This is a genomic window from Virgibacillus sp. LDC1, assembly GCF_025792345.1.
GTDB classification, from domain to species: Bacteria; Bacillota; Bacilli; order Paenibacillales; family Paenibacillaceae; genus Paenibacillus_AQ; species Paenibacillus_AQ lautus.
Genome location: NZ_JAOXLZ010000006.1, coordinates 566,129 through 583,266 on the forward strand (window position 1 = coordinate 566,129; position 17,138 = coordinate 583,266).

Here is a 17,138-nt window from a genome sequence, read left to right on the forward strand (position 1 = left end):
TAATGTAATCTAGGGGTATCAAAGGTTCTATGTGGCATGGAGGTTGTTGAGCATGAATCTGGGGAATTGCCCTCGGTGCGGCAAGTTATATACGGTGAATATTCGGGAATTGTGTCCTGAATGCATGAAGGTTATTGAGAAAGAATATGAGAAATGCGCAACCTTTCTTCGTGAGCAAAAAGGTGCAACGATTCATGAGGTATCTGAGGCTACGGAAGTATCTGTGCGGCAAATTACGAAGTTCATCAAGGAAGGCCGGATCTCGATTGCGAACGCGCCAAACCTGGCATATCCTTGCGAAGTGTGCGGAACGTTGATTCGCGAGAGCAATATGTGCGAATCTTGTCGAACGCGATTAACGAGGGAGCTAAGGCAGGCGACTGCTGGCGACCAGGAAAATCAGCCTGGGTCCAGAAAAGACAGAGAGACTTATAGTGCAGTCGATAAACTGCGCAAATACTAACTTTTGAACTATTAACAATGTTTCATATCCGGCCGATAAACTTAGTAAAGCTTATCGGTCTTTTATTTTAAGTGAGGTGAATAGGGCGTGAAGATTAACGAATCGGGACGTGTGAACGGCATCAATTCGTATCAACGGAATATTGAATCTCGGGAGATGCAGCATATCGATAAGAAGAAACGCCGCAAGGATGAAGTATCAATCTCCCCGGAGGCGATGGAACTGAGTGCACAGAGTAAAGTACAGGATCCGGAACGCGCGGAGAAAATTCAGCGTTTGAAGGAATCTGTAGCTAATGGTACTTATGAAGTACCAGTCGACCGTTTGGCAGACAAATTACTCCCGTATTTTCAATCCTACAATAAATCAGGTGAGTCCAAGTGAGTGCTAGGTCTATAATCGAATATATGAAGCGTCAGGATGAGCTGCATCAGCAGCTCATAGAGGCAGGGAAAGATAAAAGGCAAGCCATTTTGGATAATGATGTGGAACGTCTTACAGCGGTCATGACCAAGGAGAACCGCCTGCTGAAGCAGGTGGCGGAAACGGAAGCGCTGCGTCAAGGTGCCGCAGATGATTTTTTGCGTGAGAAGGGCATCCGCTCCCAGCTTCAGCTGACGGTTACTGAAATGACTCGTCTTGTATTTAACCCTGAGGAAAAAACAGAACTGCAGGATGTGCAGCAGCAATTAATGGACAGGCTCATAGAACTCAAAGAGCTGAATGCGATTAACCGGGAGCTAATTGAGCAATCCCTAGCGTTCATTGATTACAGTTTGAATTTGTTAGTCAGTCGTCCGGAGGATGATTTGCTCTATCAGCATCCGAAACATCAGAATCCGGCGGGCAAAGGCCGAAGCATGTTTGATACCAGGGCATAAGCAGAAAGGAAAATGTAGATGAGATCCACATTTCATTTGCTCGAAATCGGAAAGAGGGGCTTGATCGCCCAGCAAGCTGCGCTTAATACAGCTGGTCATAACGTTACGAACGCCAATACGCCGGGGTATTCTCGTCAGACTACCCGCCTGGTTGCATCGAATCCGATTGCTTTTCCAGGAATGCAGCGATCCCAGGCTGCAGGTCAGCTTGGGATGGGCGTAGAAGCGGAGAGCATTCAGCGGGTACGGGACTTTTTATTGGATATCGAATACCGCAATCAGAACACGAATTTGTCGACATGGAGCGTTCAGCAAGAGACGCTTTCTAATATTGAGGGGATTTTTAACGAGCCTTCGGACAGCAGCTTGAGCGCAAGTATTGCGGAATTCTGGACAGCTTGGCAGACGCTGAGCAAGAATCCAAGCGACACCGACTTGTCCGCCCGAATGGCGGTTCAGCAGAAAGCAATCGCATTGACGGAGACGTTTAACCATATCTACTCCCAATTGGATACCCTCAGCAGTAACCTGACTTCTCGCATCGACACTAAGGTAGCGGAAGCTAACAACTATATTGAGCAAGTAGCGGAGTTGACTCAGAGTATTAAGCGGATCGAAGGGCTTGGCGATAACGCAAACGATTTGCGCGATAAGCGGGATTTACTCGTTGATCAGTTATCATTGCTAGGGAACGTAAATGTAACGGAGACCGGTGACGTTTATCAAGTGACGTTTGGCAATCAGGTCGTGGTTGATGATATGGCGTTTACGCCAATTACGAATGCGATTGCCGGCGCATTGACCGGCGGGGAGATCGCCGGTTATGTGACCTCTCGTGATGTGCATGTTCAAGGATATATCGCCCAGTTAAACATTATGGCGAACACACTGGCTACAGGCAAAGTGGAAGTGACCCTGCCGGCTGGAACGATTCTTCCGCCAGGCGTGAACATTCCGAATGCCGTTATGGATGCAAATAATCCTCGCAAGCTTGCTCAGGATGTGAAGCATACGGTTGATGGCCTCAACGGATTACATAAGCTGGGTTATACCCTCAATGAGCCGGCCACCACCGGTGGCGACTTCTTTGTATCTGCTAACGGCGGGCCAATTACCGCTGGGAATATGAGACTAAGCCAGACGATCCAATCCGATCTGAAGAACATCGGGGCTTCCCTGCGGACAGAAATGAAGACTGATCCGACGAATGGTACGACCTCCGAGGTGGTTCTGAAAGGGAACGGCGGCATGGCGCTTCTGATTGCGCAACTGTCAGAACGTACGTTTAACTTCAATCCGAATAACAACAGTGGTTCAGTAACGGACATCACGAACTTTGAAGGATACCTGCAGTCTGTTATTTCCAAATTGGGTACGGACAGCAGCAATGCCAATAAGATGGTGGAGAACGGCACGTTGTTGGTTGAGCATGCAGATACACTCCGTCTATCGATTAGCAGTGTATCACTTGATGAAGAAATGTCGGATCTGATCCGCTTCCAACATGCTTATAGCGCATCCTCACGTGTGGTCACTACCATTGATGAGATGTTGGACAAATTAATCAATGGTACCGGCATCGTCGGAAGATAGGGAGGTATAAATCATGCGCATTACTCAATCTATGATGACTAGCTCCATGATGAGCGGCCTGCAAGGCAACTATCGCAGACTGGATAAATACCAGGAACAAATGATGACCCAGCGCCGGATTAATCGTCCTTCCGACGATCCGGTGGGTGTAGCCAGTGCGCTCCAATACCGTGGCCAAATCACTGCAACAACGCAGTTTGAGCAAAATGCGGAGGATGCAGACTCGTGGCTTAAGTATGGCGATACGGTTCTAACCGAGACAACACAGATTATACAGCGGTTGGCTGATCTTGCGGTCCAAGGTGGGACTGATACCGTGCCAGCTGATGCCCGTAAAAATATTGCTGAGGAAGTCGAAGAATTATATGAACAGCTTGTTTCACTCGGTAACTCTCAATTTAAAGGGAAGTATATTTTTAATGGGGATCGAATCGACCAAAAACCATTTCCAGATGATCCGTCACAAACAGCCTATACTTTGGACCAAGGTGAGGTTAAGTATCAGGTTGGTGCAGGGATAACCGTATCTGTAAACACGCTAGGGGAGCAAGTATTTGGTGCTTATGGTGATCCATCGGGTATATATGCAGTGGTAGATAATTTCAAAAAGGCGCTGTTAGCAAACGATACTACAGAAATTCAGAAGGCTATACCGTCCCTCCAGAATAATTTGGAAACTGTTATTACAGCCCAATCAGAGATAGGTGGTAAACAAAATCGATTGGAATTCACATTAAGTAGGCTTGGAGATCTGAATATAAATTATATGGATCTTCAATCTAAAGTGGAGGATGCAGACATTTCGAAAGTAATCATTGATCTAAAAACCTCTGAAAGTATATATCAAGCTTCCTTGGATACGATGGCACGTATAATACGACCAAGTCTTCTTGATTTTTTAAGATGAGACGGGGGGTATAAATGCAGTTTCCTCAGATTCAAATCCAACAAGGGTATTCAAAGTTGGGTCTTCAAACGACAAGAGGTCAGCAAAGCATAGAACAACCAAGACCTTCATTAAATATGAGTCAGAAGCATGTTTCAATCGAGATTGAAAGTGTGAAGGGGAAACTCGAGATCGACTCTCGTAAAGCCTGGTCTGCTTTAGGTAAAGCGAGATTCGAGGAGGTTACAGATCGAATTGCACAAGCCTCCTTACAGATTTCTATGCAAAACATAGCCGAGATAGCACAAAATGGAGACCGGATGATGGCTATCCATGAAAATGGCAATGTATTTTCTGATCTTGCTCGACAGAATGCATTTAAAGAACGGCCAATTGAGATTGCTGGAGAGCCGGGGTATGATAACGTTGATATTACCTATACACCTGGACAAATCCAAATGCATTACATTCCAGGGGGAGTGACATTCCAACCAGAAGTTCATAGACCGGTTATTGATTATTATCCTGGTAAGGTTAATCCATATTTAATTAGTCAGAATTTTATATTTTTGTCAGTTTCAGGGCAGCAACTTGACGCAGTTGTGTAGCGATTCATAGCTATAATGAACTTTAAGTTCATTATAGCTATTGCTATTTTTGAACTAGGAGGTAATAAAATGATCGTAAATACAAAAAGATTTGGTCAAGTAAAGCTAATAGATTATGAGAAACAAATCATAACTTTTACAAGACCGATATTAGGCTTCTCTAACTTATCAAGGTATGTACTATTCCAAGAAGAATCAGGACCGTTTGAATATCTTCAATCTATAGAAGACGAAGATTTGACATTTGTTATAGTAGATCCATTTTTATTTTTCTCGGATTATGAATTTCAACTTGATTCTCATTGGATTGATGTTCTAGGGATTGAAAACGAAAAGGATGTTAGTATTAGAGTTATTGTTACGGTAAGATCTGCAAACGATATAACATGTAACCTTAAGGCTCCGCTATTAATGAACGAACAAAATAAACTGGCAGCACAGGTCGTTTTAGATAATGGGAGATATTCCACTCGACACTCACTAGCAGTTGAGGTGAAAGGAGAGAGTGAACATGTTGATCCTATCGAGAAGTAAAGGACAGAAAATTATTATTAACGATAATATTGTTCTTTCTGTAATCGAAGTTAGCGGTGATCAGGTTAGAATAGGCTTAGAAGCGCCGTCTAATGTTATGATATACAGAGAAGAAATCTATGATGCGATACAACGCCAAAACAAAGAGGCCATAGAAATTAATGATGATGTTCATTCAATTCTACAAAAGATTACATCACCGCTGAAAAAATAATAATAAAAATTTCAGTTTGCTATAAACAAATATAGTATCATGCCGATAACTATAATATGGGTCGAAAGGCATGGCAGTGACGGCCGCATGCTATGTCTCGATCACAAATAGGGTGAAGCAAGGATGCTAATCACCAACACATTCCAAGGAGGAATTATATTATGCGTATTAACCACAATATCAGTTCTTACAACACTCAGCGTCAGTTGACTTTCAACAATAATAGTTCTGCTAAGAACTTGGAAAAGCTCTCTTCCGGTTACCGTATTAACCGTGCTGCTGATGATGCTGCTGGATTGGCAATCTCCGAAAAAATGCGTAACCAAGTTCGTGGTTTAGAGCAAGCAAGCCGCAACGCACTGGATGGTATTTCTATGATCCAAGTGGCAGAAGGTGCACTTAATGAAACTCATTCCATGTTGCAACGTATGGGTGAACTGTATACCCAAGCAGCAAATGAAACATTGACTACTTCGGATGCTAAGAAAATCCAGGATGAGATTGGGCAATTGACTGAACAAATCGATAGTATTGCTACTCAAACTAAGTTCAATGGTAGAGAATTGTTGACGACAGCTGTTGATGCTAAAGATCTGGAGTTCCAGGTCGGAGCTAACGAAGGTGACACTATAACTCTTACTCTGAAATCTGCGCAGGTTGCTGACCTAACAATTAAAGATTTGAAAGATCTTACAACGATCACTGACGCAGATACATTGAATGATGAAGTAAAAGTGAACTTGACTAAAGTTCAAAAGACTATCGATGAAGTTTCTGAAATTCGTTCAGGTCTTGGTGCTGTTCAGAACCGTCTGGAGCATACGGTTAACAATTTGGGTACAACAGCCGAGAACCTTCAAGCAGCAGAATCTCGTATCCGTGATGTAGATATGGCTAAAGAGATGAGTGATTTCACTAAGAACAACATCCTTACTCAAGCTGCGACTGCGATGTTGGCACAGGCTAACCAACAGCCACAAGGTATCTTGCAACTGCTTAGATAATTTTAGTCGTATGAGGCCGGCCGGATAATCCGGCCGGTTTTTCTATATTTATCCTAAGGAGAGCTGAATGATGAAAGTAGGTAATGACGTTTCTGTACTTCCTTTCATTCAGGATCGAGTACCAGTGCCAGCAGGAGTAGAATCGGTAGCGTTGCTTACACCTATACATCAAGATCGTACCCGGATTCATATGAGTGAAAAGGGATTTGAGGAGTTAATAACAAAAGCCAATAAGGTATTAAAGGATAACAATACTGAATTGAAAGTCTCTTTTCATGAAGGGACAAACCAAATGATGATTAAGGTTATCAATTCAGATACTCATGAGATACTTAAAGAGATTCCACCTGAAAAGTTAGTGGATTTAGTTTACAATCTCTGTGAACTTGCGGGCATTTTTACTGACTATAAGATATAGGGGGTGCATTAGAGATGACAATCAGGATAAGTGGAATGGCATCAGGTATGGACATCGATAAAATCGTAACGGATTTAATGAGAGCTGAAAAATTGCCTGCACAAAAACTGTATCAAAAGAAACAATCTTTGATTTGGTCAAGAGATGAGTATCGCAATGTAAATAAAACACTATCTCAGTTAATGAATTCTGCAGATAAATTGAGATTTTCGACTAATTTTTCCAAATTAAGTGCATCATCAAGTAATGAGTCAGTTGTGAGTGCTACTGTTCAATCCGGGGCAAAAGCAGCGTCTTATAGTGTTCAAGTTAATAAACTTGCTACATCTGCAACATTGATCGGCGATGAATTGCCAGTTGGTACGAAATTTGATGAAACCATTCTAGCCAATGGAACCATAACGATCTCAAATGGAACTACTGACAAGGATATTCAATTAGGATCGAAGACAATAAAATCGGTTCTAAATGAGATTAACAATTCAGGGTTGGGCGTCCGTGCAAGCTATGATACTAAGAACAATAGGATAACACTAGTATCGGAGACTATGGGGGAAAAATCAGAGATCGAGTTGACAGGTGATACAGCTGCATTAGGCTTTGCTAGTGGAGTTGTAAATAAAGGGAATAATGCAGAAGTTCTCGTTAATGGACAATCTATATCGATTTCAAATAACAACTTGGAACTAGATGGGGTTTCACTTTCACTCAAGGGAATATCTTCAAGCCCAGTTGTTGTCAATGTGTCAAAAGATATCTCTGCTGTTAAGAATACGATAATGGACTTTGTGAACCTTTATAATGATACTATAGATAAACTTCGTAGTAAGACATCGGAAACATTGTTTAGGGACTACAAGCCATTAACAGATGAAGAGAAATCAGGAATGACCGAAAAGCAAATCGAACTATGGGAGTCAAAAGCCAAAAGTGGTTTGTTGAGAAATGATAGCATTATTGAAGAGACAATTTATTCGCTTAGAAATGCTTTGGCGCAAGGGCTTGAATCTACCGGTTCATTTAAATCACTAAGCGATATAGGCATTGATTTTAAATCTTTTTTGGATGGCGGGGTTACCGAGCTTGGTAAATTGAAGATAGATGAATCTAAATTAGAACAAGCGATTATTGATCACCCTGAAGAGATAGTTAATTTATTTACACAAGTACCTACTGCAGATAAATCGAATCCTAAAGAGCGTTTCGCTCAAACTGGTTTTGCAGACCGGATATATCAGACGCTACAAACCCAAAGTTCCAAGATTTCTAAAAAAATTGGTAACGGAACTAATAGTGAAGCCGTTGATAATAGTTATTATGGTAATCTGTTAAAGGATCTAAATTCAAAAATTTTATCGATGGATGATAGGCTTGAGAGAATAGAAACACGCTATTATAAGCAGTTCACAGCAATGGAAAAGGCAATTCAACAGCTAAACAGCCAAGGTTCGTGGTTATCTCAACAACTGGGATAATTGATTAAGCTTATATATTGAGGAGAATAACAATGATCAAGCAGAATTATCAACTTCAATATCAGAAAGTAAAGGTGGAAACTGCAAGTCCAGGTGAGCTTACTCTTATTTTATATGAGGAATTGTATCGTAGATTAAACCTATCTAAACATCAATTTGTAAATAACGATCTCGATCAATGCAGAGAGAATTTACATCGTTCTCGAGCAATTATCTTGGAACTCATGGTTACCCTCAATATGGAGTATGATTTATCTAATCAATTATACCGGTTATACGATTACTATCTGAGAAGAGTGAATGACTTTATAGTAGGTAGAGAAATAGAAGTCATTGATGAAGTAATTGAGTTTTCAAAGGGCATGGTCAGTACTTGGAAACAGGCTTTACAGATAGTTAAAAGTGAGACAGCCCAATGAGGGAGAAAACTGCGTTTGAAATTTTAAGAAATTTGAAAGAGTTGTACGAGAAACATATCAACGGTTTTACTGTAAGTTCTTATATGGATGACATGGAACAGATAGAGATGCTTTTTCAAAAGCTAACTCATCTGGATATTTCGGATGAAATCCATAATTCAGAAGAATGGAAGGCTCTTTGCTCTCAGGTATATGAAATGAATATCAAGTTAACTGACATAGTTTCTCGAAAAAAGATAGCGATGAATCGTTCGAAAAATGTAGATTATACTTCTTCTAGATATAACTATGATGCTTTTTATATCGATCAAAAAGGATGAAATATTTTAAATGATTAGGAGGGCTTATATGAATCATAAGCGCTGGTTCATCAGTTTGCTTGTTATGATTATTTTTGTAACTGGGATTGCTGTTCAACCATTACAAACATATGCAGCTGATAATTACGTAACAGTAACAAAAACGGTATCTCCTACAAAGATACTGGAAGGGGAAGAAGTTGAAGTAAAACTGGATATTACGGGAACTCCCCCAGTTAATGTGGTGTTGCCTAATGACGTTGTACTTATCATTGATAGATCGGGTAGTATGGGGACAGAAAAAATGGAGCACGCCAAGAGTGCTGCAAAAGGATTTATCGATTTGATGGATTTCACTAAACATCGAGTAGGAATAGTTGATTACAGTGATTCATCAAATCAGTTTGATTTAACTGCTGACCCCGCCGCAGCCAAGAGTTACATCTCTACTATTAATGCCAGAGGAGGTACAGCTACAGGCGATGCAATTGTTAAGGCTAAGGAGATATTGCAAAACCATCGTGAAGGTGCGCAACCAGTAATTGTCCTTCTTACTGATGGGGATGCTACAATCCCATCGTCCAATCCGTATCAATATGCATTAGATAAAGCCAATGAAGCAAAAGAAGCAGGAATTGTTTTCTATACCATTGCCCTACTTGGAGCTAATGATAATCCAGATACGAGTGGACCTAATAAGCTCCTAATGGACATGGCTACAACTTCACACCATCATCATTTTGTCCTGGGCTCCGTGGGCTTATCTGAAATATATGCAGCTATCGTAAGGGAAATTGGACTTGCTAGTGCATATGATGTTGTTGTTAAGGATACGATTTCAAGTAATTTTGAAATTGTCCCAGACTCCTATAATCATAACATACCTCGGCCAACTATTGAGGGTAACACTTTAACTTGGAGATTTTTAGAGCTAAAGTTAGATACACTATCTTTCTCCTATAAAATCAGACACAAAACTGGAAGTAGCGTGGGTGTACTCCCTGTTAATGCAACAGGCTCCGAAATTACATATAAGGATTATGCTGGCGCATCCAAGAGAACGATCATACCTAATCCCAATGTTACGGTGACATATCCAACTCCGGTTATTACTTCTGTTGAACCTAGTGAGGGTAAGGTAACTGGTGGGGATATGATTACCATCAGAGGAGAACATTTTAGAGACAACCCTAAAGTTTCATTTGCAGGAACCTATTCTTCCCAGGTACAGTACATCAGTCCAAACGAGGTTAAAGCAATTGTTCCTCCAGGATATCAAGGTATCGCAGAACTGAAACTTATTAATACTGATGGACAGACTGCTATTGATAGTTATACGTATTATGATGACCCAGTGATCACATTGATTTCACCTAATAATGGACCGCTTGATGGCAACACAACTGTTCAGATTAGGGGCAGTTCTTTCTTAAAAGATGCTAAAGTGAAATTTGGCGAAAGCTATTCTCCAATGGTTACGTTTAACCATAGTGGGTATCTCTCTGCAGTGACTCCGGCTGGGGTTGAACCTGGAATTGTCGATGTCATAGTTGAAAATCCCGATGGGAGAAGTGCTAGCTTACCACAGTCATTTACTTACAACGAACCCCCAAAGATGACGGTTACTTCTATTACTCCAAACCAAGGATCCACAAAAGGTGGAGAGACGATAGCAGTCAATGGTACCTTGATTCAACCTGGTACAAAGGTTTTCTTTGGTGACATTGAGGGATCTGATTATAAATATTCTAGTATCGTGAAGATGTTAGTTACAGCGCCATCCCGAACAGATGCAGGAACAGTCGATATTAGAGTTGAAAGCCCTGATGGCTACTCGGTAATTTTACCTCTTGCTTATACCTATATTGCTCCACCACCGCCACCAGCTCCAACAATCGTAAAAATAACTCCAGCAGAAGGGAAACTTATAGGTGGGGATTCTGTTTTTGTTGATGGATTGAATTTTCAAAATGGTGTAAAAGTATTTTTTAATGATACCGAACTTACGAATGTAACATTTGTTAACGAAACAAGAGTACGAGTTATAACTCCTCAGTGGACGGTACCTGGAAGGGTAAATGTAACGATCATTAATCCAGATCAACAATCTTCGGTTAAGAATGAGGGCTTTGAATACTTAACTCCGCCTCCTGAACCCGATCCCGTCATAACTTCTATCTTACCTGGTAATGGTCCTTTTGCTGGTGGAAATAGAGTATATGTTGATGGGCAAAATTATAAAGATGGGGCAAAGGTATACTTTAATGATCAGGAGATAGAAACTAAGTTTGTTAGTGCAAGCAGATTACAGATTACCGCCCCAGCTGCAATTGTAGAAGGATACGTAAATGTAAAGGTAGTTAATCCAGACCAAAATTCAGCGGAAAAATTGAATGGTTATTCATATGATCCACCAATTATTATTCCGGCACCGGCCATAACAACGATATCTCCAAACTCTGGGTCAAAGGCAGGCAATTATATTATTGATATAAATGGCTCGGATTTCCAAAAAAATGCCAAGGTGATTTTTGGGTCCGTTGAGCTTAATTTATATTCTTATGTTAGTGCTTCTAGAGTTAAGGTTCGTGTACCTGCATCAACAACAGCTGGTCCGGTTGATGTAACGATTATTAACCCTGATGGGCAATCAAATACATTACCTAATGGCTTTACCTATGAAGAACCACAAATTACAATTAGTAAATTGACCCCATCCAATGGACCATTGGCAGGAAATACTTCGGTATATGTGGATGGTACAAATTTCGACCCAGCATTGACTGTTTCATTTAATGGTCAGCCTCTAGCATTTACATATGTAAATGCTACTAGGATTCGGATTGTTACACCTCCTGGAACAGTATCCGGAACAGTACCGGTCGTCTTAACGAATCCGTCCGGGTTAAATGCTGCGGCTCAATTTACTTACGATGCTCCCCCACCAGTACCGGCACCATCTATAACCAAGCTTACAGTAACGAGTGGATCTACAGCTGGCGGTTATATAATGTATATTGATGGATCCTCCTATCAAAACGGTGCTTCTATAGATTTTGGTGGGAATATTATTACTCCACAATATGTAAATAGTAGCCGTCTAAAAATAACAGTACCTCCATCACCAACACCTGGTATCATTCAGGTTAGTGTCGTAAACCCTGATGGGAAGGTAAGTAACTCCGTAAATTTTGAATATAAATAAATTCTTTGAGTAAGGTATTATGGGATCTAGTTGATCCCATAATACCTTTTTTTATCTACTATAATATTAAGGAATAGATTAGACGATATATGTGTAAAGAAAGCAGTATACCGTGGGAGGAAAGAGAAATGAAAGAGATTGTTCTAATGCCGACATTCATGAACTCATTTTCATGTATCGGAAGTGCTTGTGAAGATAGCTGCTGTATAGGTTGGCAAGTGACCATAGATAAAAAGACATATAAATCTTATAAAAATATTAAAAATCTGAAGCTTAAAGGAAAACTAGAAAAAGGGATCAAACGTATAAAAAATGATTCATCCAGCGATTCCAAGTATGCTTATTTCAAGATGGTTGAGAATAAGCGTTGTCCAATGCTTGAAGAAAACAATTTGTGTTCTATTCAGTTGAATTTAGGAGAATCTATGTTATCTCCAGTATGCTCAACCTATCCTAGAATGTTTAACAAGCGGGATCGTGAATATGAATTATCTGCAAAATTATCTTGTCCGGAGGCAGCACGGCTTGCTCTGTTAAATCCAGAAGGAATATATTTTGAAAGAAAAGAAGAGGAAATCAATGAGCAATGGCAATTGATGAGTAGATTGGCAGGGACTGCAAGTGAGAAATACTCATTTTGGGATGTACGTGAATTTGCGATCGATGTAGTCCAAGACCGCAAAGTTCCATTAAGCGATAGACTGATTTTACTAGGGTTATTTGTTAATAAAATGCAAGAACACGTATCTAAACAACAGTTTGAGGCTATTCCATCATTAGTTAAAGAATTTAGATATAAAATGAACGATATAGATTACATGAATAGATTAACTACAATACACGATAATATATCTCTTCAGATTCAGACGATCATTAAGTTAATTACGATTCGAAAAAATGCAGGGCTAACTAACGATAGATATATTGAATGTCTAAATGATATGGTTAAAGGTTTTAAACTTGAAAACCAGAAAGAATATAAGTATGAAGATCTAGAGGAAAATTACTTATTTAATTACGAAAATTATTTTATGCCGTTTTATTTGGAAAATGAGTATATTTTTGAAAATTATGTTGTGAATTATATATTCGAAAGTATGTTTCCACATCCTAATGGTGGAGATATATTTAAACAGTACAAAAAGATGTCGATAATCTTTTCGATGTTGAAAGTGCATTTTATAGGTATCTCTGGTCACTATAAAGGTTTAAATCAAGATTTAGCGATCAAAATTATACAATCCTTTGTACGGTCAATAGAGCATAATGCCACTTATTTGAATAATGTCATGGAGATGATGGATTCAAATGGGTTTACTTCATTGGCACATGTAGCATCATTACTGAAAGATAGACAACATATGATGAAGGATCCAGCTTTATGAATAAAGGAAAATTACCAATTTCGGCGTGTATTATTGTTAAAAACGAATGCGAGCATGTTGAAAAATGCATCAAGTCCATACTCCCAGTTGTTGAAGAGATTATAGTTGTGGATACAGGTTCTGAAGATAATACGAAAAAAATTCTTGAAATGTTGAATATTAAGTTTCACGAATTTAAATGGAATGATGACTTTTCAGTTGCCCGAAATTACTCTTTAAGTTTAGCAACTCAACCGTATATTCTAGTAATTGATGCTGATGAGGTACTTGAATATCAGTCGTTCAATGTACTCAGTGAATACATTTCTAATAAAAGTAGTAGTCCAGCAAAAGTAATTTTAAAAAACCATATAGATACAGGCTGTGTTATTTCAGAAGTAGTTCGTATTTTTCCAAATAATAAAGAATATAGTTATTCGGGGATAATTCATGAACAATTGCTACATTTGGGACAGGAACACAAACAAATGTTTTTTACAGATTTAATTATTCATCATTATGGTTACTCTAGCAAGGAGATTGAAAACAAGAAGAAAATTGATAGAAATATAGACTTATTAATAAAACAACTGCTTTCGGAACCTGATTCTCCATATTTGAACTATCAAATGGCAAAAACCTTTTATGTTAATAAGAGATATCAGGATGCTATCGATTATTTCGAATCCACGTTAACATTATTAGCAAATGTGCAAGTATTACCTTCGTATGTATCAACTGTGTTTCTTTCATATGGATATTGTTTATTGTTCCAGAAAGAATTTGAGAGTTTAGATATGTTGATCAATGATGCTATTGAATTTTATCCAGAATATACAGATTTATATTATCTATATGGTGTCTCATTGATAGAGAGAGGGGCCATTGAAAAGTTTCAGGAAATAAAAGAAGTGTTTGAAATGTGTTATGAATTAGGAGAGGTTAAGTCTAGAGATTTCGAGACGGTGGAGGGAGTGGGATCGTATCGAGCTTTGTATAATCTTGGAGTTTACTATGAAGTTTTAGGTGACCACAACTTGGCGCTAGAATATTATAGTAAGAGTGCAACTTACAATTTCTCACCTGCATTAGATAAAATAAATGAACGCTTAGTTTAGATGATCATCCATCCTTATCCAAAAATAATATATTAGACTATTAATTTGTTTTGATGTCTTTCCGATAATCCGTATGAGGGAAATTATTAATGTAATGGATGATATTCCCTATATTATCGGAAGGAAGGAACATGGATGAGGAAGTTCTTAGACTGGGGCAAGCTTTTAGTTATTTTGGTTTTAATATTCGCTTGTCAAGGGATCAAAGAAACACATGCAGCAGGAGAGCAGATTCTCTTTATGTCATCTGATGGCGCTCATGTGTTCCTTAAAGATGGTACTGGACAGTACTACGTCAATGGTCAGAAAATAACCAACAATAACCGTATAACGTGGAAACGTGAACTTCACAACTCATACGTTGGTGGATCATTTAGCCGTACTCAGACCATCCAGTTGATCAATGACATTGGTGTACTTGACTCTGTCAATTTTGTAAGCTTCAAATCGAAATACGCTGGTGAAGTACCGAATGCGTTTTTACTAAATGTAAGACATGTTCTCATGTCCAATGCAGTATCACAATTTACCGATCCTGCATATGGGGGTACGGGTTGGAGATTTGATTTCACAGATGTATTTGGATTAAGTACGCCTCGATATACGCATTATGACGGCAATCAAGAATATCCACTTGACGGTGATATGTATCTTGTTGTTAATGCTGACAATGGGCAAGTTGTTGATTTCGTATCAAAGTTGAACCCCTACTACTATAGTGGGGCAGAGAAGGCGGAAATTCTTGAAGTTAAGGATGGAGCGACTAATTTACAGCCCCCCACGGGACAGCCGCAGTTAAACATCTCTACGGCTAAGGGCGATAGTGTGACTATCAGCTGGGGGAGTATTCCATACGGAATAGAGTATGAAGTTGAGCATGCCGGTAATATAATTATCAACAATTCAAATTCTATTACCTTAAATGATCTATTGCCAGATACTAGCGGGCAAGTACGCGTAAGAGCAGTAAATAGCATTGGAAAGGGTCCTTGGAGCGATTATATTCATTACAAGACTAAACTCACAACTCCTATAGTAACCCATACTGTAACTTCATCGACACTTCAACTTAACTGGGAGGCAGTTAATGGTGCAAATTCATATGAGGTTGAGATTGATGGAGTAACAACTTCTGTTGGAAATACTAACGAGTTTATTTTGAATAATGTCGTACCCAACAAAGAGTATGTATATAAAGTCAGAGCTGTAAGTGCTGGGAATGAAAGTGACTGGTCCGTTGAGGGTAAGGTTACGATTCCATTTAGTAAACCTCTTGATATATCTACAACTTCGCTTTATAACAGCATAACATTAAGCTGGACACCAGTAAGTGGTGCGACAGCCTATGATGTGGAGTTGAATGGCGCAATAAAAACAAGCGTTAGCAGTGCAACTGCTAGAATAAATGGATTAAGTCCTAATACTGATTATGATATCCGTGTCCGGGCTAAGAAAGGTACTAATATTGGCGTCTGGAGTGATGCAGCAACGGTGAAGACGCTGCTGTCGACTCCAGTAATCACCAATGTTCCTTCGGACACCGAAATCACTCTAAACTGGGCCGAGATAGCGGGAGCGACTTCCTACGAAGTGGAAGCGGATGGAGTGGTCGTATCGGCGAATGGGTTGAGCTATACCCACACAGGACTGGCGTCAGGGACAACGCATAAGTACCGGGTGAGAGCAAAGAGTGATGTGAATGTCAGTGACTGGAGTACTGTGGTAACGACATATACGGTTCCAGGAAAAGTAGGAGTCGTAACAGGAGCACCAACCAGCACAACTATTGTATTAAGCTGGCCGACAGTATCGGGAGCGACCCGCTATGATGTAGAGCGAAATGGGGTTGTGGTTGTATCCCCAACCGGAGCATCAACAACCTTATCCGGATTGCAGCAGGACCAGGACTATACGATTCGGGTTCGTGCGAAGAATACCGGAGGCAATGGGGATTGGAGCGACAGCATTGTCGTGAAGACGCAGCTGGCAACACCGGTTGTCACGAAAGCATCAGCAGAGACGGAGATTACCTTAAGCTGGGCAGAAATTGCAGGTGCTACAGCATATGAGGTGGAAGCCGATGGCATGGTGGTAACGGTGACTGGGACTGGATACACCCATACGGGTTTAAATCCAGGAACTGCGCATACGTACAAAGTCAGAGCAAAAAGTGACACGAATGTGAGCGTGTGGAGTGCAGTGGTCAATGCAAACACGGTTCCAAGTAAGCCAGGTGTCATCACAGGAACCGCAACCAGCAATCGAATCGTATTAAGCTGGCCGGCGGTATCGGGAGCAACGAAATATGATGTGGAACGCAACGGAACGATTGTGACGTCACCAACAACGGCGACAGCTACACTGAGTTCCCTTCAACCGGATCAAGATTATACCATTCGTGTTCGTGGGAAGAATGCAGGTGGGGATGGCGTCTGGAGTGATGCAACAACGGTGAAGACGCTGCTGTCGACTCCAGTAATCACCAATGTTCCTTCGGACACCGAAATCACTCTAAACTGGGCCGAGATAGCGGGAGCGACTTCCTACGAAGTGGAAGCGGATGGAGTGGTCGTATCGGCGAATGGGTTGAGCTATACCCACACAGGACTGGCGTCAGGGACAACGCATAAGTACCGGGTGAGAGCAAAGAGTGATGT

17 protein-coding genes and 1 pseudogene are annotated in these 17,138 nt (G+C 40.3%); all 18 read left to right on the forward strand.

What is annotated here, in order from left to right; genetic code table 11:
* Window positions 1–52 precede the first annotated feature (52 nt).
* Window positions 53–463 (forward strand): TIGR03826 family flagellar region protein, encoded by a 411-nt coding sequence (locus OHJ21_RS30360; protein ID WP_100540933.1) that lies wholly within the window; start codon window positions 53–55, stop codon window positions 461–463.
* A gap of 87 nt (window positions 464–550) precedes the next feature.
* Window positions 551–847 (forward strand): flagellar biosynthesis anti-sigma factor FlgM, encoded by a 297-nt coding sequence (flgM, locus tag OHJ21_RS30365; RefSeq protein ID WP_006213058.1) that lies wholly within the window; start codon window positions 551–553, stop codon window positions 845–847.
* The gene (locus OHJ21_RS30370; RefSeq protein WP_100540932.1) at window positions 844–1,344 is read left to right on the forward strand and encodes a flagellar protein FlgN; all 501 of its coding nucleotides are present in this window, start codon (window positions 844–846) and stop codon (window positions 1,342–1,344) included. The genes flgM and OHJ21_RS30370 overlap by 4 nt, the downstream gene beginning before the upstream one ends.
* Before the next feature lie 18 nt (window positions 1,345–1,362).
* Window positions 1,363–2,937: a flagellar hook-associated protein FlgK gene (gene flgK, locus OHJ21_RS30375; RefSeq protein WP_100540931.1), complete on the forward strand. Its 1,575-nt coding sequence runs from the start codon at window positions 1,363–1,365 to the stop codon at window positions 2,935–2,937.
* 13 nt (window positions 2,938–2,950) lie between these two features.
* Window positions 2,951–3,844 (forward strand): flagellar hook-associated protein FlgL, encoded by an 894-nt coding sequence (gene flgL, locus OHJ21_RS30380; protein ID WP_100540930.1) that lies wholly within the window; start codon window positions 2,951–2,953, stop codon window positions 3,842–3,844.
* A 14-nt stretch (window positions 3,845–3,858) separates the two neighbouring features.
* Window positions 3,859–4,431 (forward strand): DUF6470 family protein, encoded by a 573-nt coding sequence (locus OHJ21_RS30385; RefSeq protein WP_100540929.1) that lies wholly within the window; start codon window positions 3,859–3,861, stop codon window positions 4,429–4,431.
* 69 nt (window positions 4,432–4,500) lie between these two features.
* Complete coding sequence (gene fliW, locus OHJ21_RS30390; protein ID WP_100540928.1) at window positions 4,501–4,965, forward strand: flagellar assembly protein FliW; 465 nt, start codon at window positions 4,501–4,503, stop codon at window positions 4,963–4,965.
* Entirely contained in the window at window positions 4,943–5,179 is a 237-nt protein-coding gene (gene csrA, locus OHJ21_RS30395; protein WP_100540927.1) for a carbon storage regulator CsrA, read from the forward strand. The genes fliW and csrA overlap by 23 nt, the downstream gene beginning before the upstream one ends.
* A gap of 161 nt (window positions 5,180–5,340) precedes the next feature.
* The gene (locus tag OHJ21_RS30400) at window positions 5,341–6,183 is read left to right on the forward strand and encodes a flagellin N-terminal helical domain-containing protein (RefSeq protein ID WP_100540926.1); all 843 of its coding nucleotides are present in this window, start codon (window positions 5,341–5,343) and stop codon (window positions 6,181–6,183) included.
* Window positions 6,184–6,253: 70 nt separating this feature from the next.
* Window positions 6,254–6,601, forward strand: a complete 348-nt coding sequence (locus OHJ21_RS30405; RefSeq protein WP_165789776.1) for a flagellar protein FlaG — start codon at window positions 6,254–6,256, stop codon at window positions 6,599–6,601.
* A gap of 14 nt (window positions 6,602–6,615) precedes the next feature.
* The gene (gene fliD, locus OHJ21_RS30410) at window positions 6,616–8,076 is read left to right on the forward strand and encodes a flagellar filament capping protein FliD (RefSeq protein ID WP_100540924.1); all 1,461 of its coding nucleotides are present in this window, start codon (window positions 6,616–6,618) and stop codon (window positions 8,074–8,076) included.
* A 32-nt stretch (window positions 8,077–8,108) separates the two neighbouring features.
* On the forward strand, window positions 8,109–8,495 hold the full coding sequence (gene fliS, locus OHJ21_RS30415) for a flagellar export chaperone FliS (RefSeq protein ID WP_243390980.1): 387 nt from the start codon (window positions 8,109–8,111) through the stop codon (window positions 8,493–8,495).
* A complete protein-coding gene (locus tag OHJ21_RS30420) occupies window positions 8,492–8,815 on the forward strand; it encodes a hypothetical protein (protein WP_100540923.1) in 324 nt (107 codons plus the stop codon). The genes fliS and OHJ21_RS30420 overlap by 4 nt, the downstream gene beginning before the upstream one ends.
* Window positions 8,816–8,843: 28 nt before the next feature.
* On the forward strand, window positions 8,844–11,999 hold the full coding sequence (locus OHJ21_RS30425) for an IPT/TIG domain-containing protein (protein ID WP_165789775.1): 3,156 nt from the start codon (window positions 8,844–8,846) through the stop codon (window positions 11,997–11,999).
* A gap of 128 nt (window positions 12,000–12,127) precedes the next feature.
* Entirely contained in the window at window positions 12,128–13,384 is a 1,257-nt protein-coding gene (gene fliB / locus OHJ21_RS30430) for a flagellin lysine-N-methylase (RefSeq protein ID WP_100540921.1), read from the forward strand.
* On the forward strand, window positions 13,381–14,481 hold the full coding sequence (locus OHJ21_RS30435) for a glycosyltransferase (protein WP_394059529.1): 1,101 nt from the start codon (window positions 13,381–13,383) through the stop codon (window positions 14,479–14,481). Before fliB ends, OHJ21_RS30435 begins: the two co-directional genes overlap by 4 nt.
* Window positions 14,482–15,126: 645 nt before the next feature.
* Window positions 15,127–15,915 (forward strand): annotated as a pseudogene (locus OHJ21_RS30440) (fibronectin type III domain-containing protein); the annotation flags it as partial.
* Between the two features lie 57 nt (window positions 15,916–15,972).
* Window positions 15,973–17,138: fibronectin type III domain-containing protein (locus OHJ21_RS30445; protein WP_486022077.1), on the forward strand; the 1,166-nt coding region annotated here is incomplete at its 3' end.